Raw genomic sequence first — 4,151 nt, forward strand, 5'->3', positions numbered from 1 at the left:
CCTACACCCTCGGCCTGGAGGGCCCCGCCGTCACCATCGACACCGCCTGCTCCTCGGCGCTCGTCGCGGTGCACCTCGCCGTACAGGCGCTGCGCGACAAGGAGTGCACCCTCGCCCTGGCGGGCGGCGCGACCGTGATGTCCACCCCGGGCAACTTCATCGCCTTCTCCCGGCAGCGCGGCCTCGCCCCGGACGGCCGCTGCAAGTCCTTCGCGGACGCCGCCGACGGCACGGGCTGGAGCGAGGGCGCCGGCATGCTGGTGCTGGAACGGCTCTCCGACGCCCGCCGCAACGGCCACGAGGTGCTGGCCGTCGTGCGTGGCTCGGCCGTCAACCAGGACGGCGCCTCCAACGGGCTGACCGCGCCCAACGGGCCGTCCCAGCAGCGCGTCATCCGGGCCGCGCTGGCCGGGGCCCGGCTCGGCCCGGCGGACGTGGACCTGCTGGAGGCGCACGGCACCGGCACCACGCTGGGCGACCCGATCGAGGCACAGGCGCTGCTCGCCACCTACGGACAGGACCGGCCCGCCGACGCCCCCCTGTGGCTCGGCTCGGTCAAGTCCAACATCGGGCACACCCAGGCCGCCGCCGGTGTCGCCGGCATCATCAAGGCGGTCATGGCGCTACGGCACCGGGTGCTGCCCAGGTCGCTGCACGCCGACGAGCCGTCCACCAAGGTCGACTGGGACCAGGGCCGGGTCCGCCTGCTGACGGAGAACCGGCCCTGGACCGACCCCGGCCGCCCGCGCCGCGCCGCCGTCTCCTCCTTCGGCGCCAGCGGCACCAACGCGCACACCATCCTGGAGGAGGCCCCCGCCGACGAACCGGCGCGGGACGAACCGCGCGCGGCACCGCCGCTCGTCCCCTGGGTGGTCACCGGCCGCACCGAACACGCGCTGCGCGAGCAGGCCGCCCGTCTCGCGGCCGCCGCCGGCCCGGCGGACCCGGTGGACGTCGCGCACTCGCTGGCCGCCACCCGCACCGCCCACCGGTACCGGGCCGTCGTCCTCGGCGCCGGCCGCGACGCACTCGTCACGGCCATGGGCGCCGTCGCCGAGGGCGGTCAGGGCGCGGCCTCCGGCCGGGTCCGCAAGGGACAGACCGCCTTCCTGTTCACCGGGCAGGGAGCGCAGCGCGCCGCCATGGGCCGGGAACTGCACGCGCACTTCCCGGTCTACGCCCGCGTCTTCGACGAGATCTGCGCCCTGTCCGGCGACGACGACCTGCACCGCCTCGTCCTCGGCGACGACCCCGCACCGCTGAACCGCACCGCCCGCACCCAGACCGCGCTGTTCGCCTTCGAGGTCGCCCTGTACCGGCTGCTGGAGTCCTGGGGCCTCACCCCCGACTACGTCGCCGGGCACTCCGTCGGTGAGATCGCCGCCGCCCATGTCGCGGGCGTACTGGACCTGGCCGACGCCACCACGCTGGTGGCCGCCCGCGGCCGGCTCATGCAGGCGCTCCCCGAGGGCGGCGCCATGATCGCCGTACGCGCCACCGAGGACGAGATCCGCCCGCTGCTCACCGGGCGGGTCGGTATCGCCGCCGTCAACGGCCCGGGCTCCGTGGTGATCTCCGGTGACGCCGACGAGGCCGAGGCGATCGCCGCCCGCTTCGCGAAGAGCCGGCGGCTGAAGGTCTCGCACGCCTTCCATTCGCCGCTCATGGAGCCGATGCTGGCCGACTTCCGGGCGGTCGTGGAGTCCCTGACCTTCCACCGGGCCGCCATCCCCGTGGTCTCCAACGTCACCGGCGCCCTCGCCACCCAGGACATCTCCACCCCCGGCCACTGGGTGCGGCACGTGCGCGAGGCGGTCCGCTTCCACGACGGGACACGCACCCTCGCCGCCGCGGGCGTCACCCGCTTCCTGGAGATCGGCCCGGACGCCGTGCTGACGGCCATGGCCCGTGAGTGCCTGGCCGCCGACGGCGCGGACACCGACGCCGTGCTGGCCGCCGCCGGCCGCCGCGAACGCGACGAGACCGAGACGCTGCTCACCGCCGTCGCGCAGATGTGGACCGGTGGCGCGGCGGTGGACTGGACCGGACTGTTCACCGGCGCCCGCACCGTCGACCTGCCCACCACCGTCTTCCGGCGCGAGCGCTTCTGGCCCCGGACGGCCGCCCCGGTCGGCGACGTCGGATCCGCCGGCCTGGACCCCGCCGACCACCCGCTGCTCGGCGCGGCCACGATGCTGGCCGACTCCGACGGCGCCGTGCTCACCGGCCGGCTGTCGGCACGCAGCCACGCCTGGCTCGCCGACCACGTCGTGGGCGGCTCCGTCGTCGTCCCGGGCACCGCCATGGTCGAGCTGGCCGTGCGCGCCGGCGACCAGGTCGGCTGTGGCCGGCTGGAGGAACTCGCCCTGGAAGTACCGCTCGTGCTGCCCGCGGACGACGGCGTGCGCGTCCAGGTCGCCGTCGGCGCACCCGACCCGGCCGGCACCCGCACGGTCCACGTGTACGCCCGCGCCGAGAGCCTGCCCGCCGGTGAACCCTGGACGCTGCACGCCTCCGGCCTCCTTGCCGCCGGCACCGGCGCCCCCGGCGCCCGCCTGGACGTCTGGCCCCCCGAGGGCGCCGAACCCCTCGACACCGACGGCCTGTACGAGCGGCACGCCGCCGCCGGCCTCGCCTACGGCCCCGTCTTCCAGGCCCTGACGGCCGCCTGGCGGCGCGGTGACGAGGTGTTCGCCGAGGTACGGCTGCCCGAGCGGGCCGCCGCCGACGCCCCCCGCTTCGGACTCCACCCCGCCGCCTTCGACGCGGCCCTGCACTGCCTGGCCCTGCTCGGCGACGGATCGGCCGACGACACCGCCCGGCTGCCCTTCCTGTTCGAGGGCGTCACCCTGCACGCGGTCGGCGCCTTCGTGCTGCGCGCCCGGCTGGTGCCCACGGGACCGCACGCCTTCGCCGTCGACCTCGCCGACGCCACCGGCGCCCCCGTCGCCACGGTCACCTCCCTCGCCTCCCGCCCCCTGACGAACCTGCGGGCGGCCCGCGACACGAGCGCCGACGCCCTGTTCACCCTCGACTGGCAGCCGCTGCCCCTGGACACCGACGCCCCCGCCGTCGACCACCGGGTGCTGCGCACCACGCCGGGTACGGATGCCGACGCCGTACGGCAGGCCCTCCACAGCGCGCTCGCGGCCCTCCAGGACGACGACCCCCGCCCGCTCGCCGTCGTCACCGAGGGCGCGGTGAGCGTCGCGGGCGAGGACGTGCCGGATCTGGCCGGAGCCGCCGTATGGGGGCTGGTGCGCTCCGCGCAGTCGGAGCACCCGGACCGGTTCGTGCTGCTCGACCTCGAACCGGGCGAGGACGCCGCCGCCGTACTGCCCGCCGTCCTCGCCTCCGGCGAACCGCAGGCCGCGGTGCGCGCCGGAACGGCCCGCGCCCCCCGGCTGGTGCGCGCTGAACTCCCCGCCCCTGCCGAGTTCACCCCCGACCCGGAGGGCACGGTGCTGCTCACCGGCGCCACCGGCGGCCTCGGACCGGTGCTCGCCCGGCACCTGGTCACCGCGTACGGCGTCCGGCACCTCGCCCTCGTCAGCCGGTCCGGCGCCGCCGGCGGACTGATCGCCGAACTGGCCGCACTCGGCGCCACGGCGACCGCGTACGCCTGCGACGTCGCCGACCGCGACGCCCTCGCCGCCGTCCTGTCCGGCCTGCCCGCCGACCGTCCGCTCACCGCGGTCGTCCACGCCGCCGGTGTCCTCGACGACGGCGTCGTCACCTCGCTCACCGCCGAGCGGATCGACACGGTCCTCGGGCCGAAGGCGCTCGGCGCCCTCCACCTGCACGAACTGGTCGGCACCGGACCGGCGTTCATCCTGTTCTCGTCCGTCGCCGGCACCGTCGGCGCCCCGGGCCAGGGCAACTACGCCGCCGCCAACGCCCTCCTGGACGCCCTCGCGGCCCACCGGCACGCCCAGGGGGCGCCGGCGCTGGCCCTGGCCTGGGGGCCGTGGGCCCCCACTGGCGGCATGACCGGCTCCCTCGACGAGGCCGACCGCGCCCGCATGGCACGCGGCGGGATGAGCGCGCTGTCGGCCGAGGAGGGCACCGCCCTGTTCGACCGCGCGGTGCGCGCCGGGCGGCCCGCCCTGCTGCCGGTGCGGCTCAGCCTGCCCGCACTGCGCGCCCAGGGC

1 protein-coding gene is annotated in these 4,151 nt (G+C 76.9%); it reads left to right on the top strand.

All coding sequences use genetic code 11. The features are described 5' to 3' along the window. Positions 1 to 4,151: type I polyketide synthase (locus GT045_RS08570; RefSeq protein WP_161333805.1), on the top strand; the 4,151-nt coding region annotated here is incomplete at both ends.

Source organism: Streptomyces sp. SID486 (assembly GCF_009865385.1).
GTDB lineage: Bacteria > Actinomycetota > Actinomycetes > Streptomycetales > Streptomycetaceae > Streptomyces.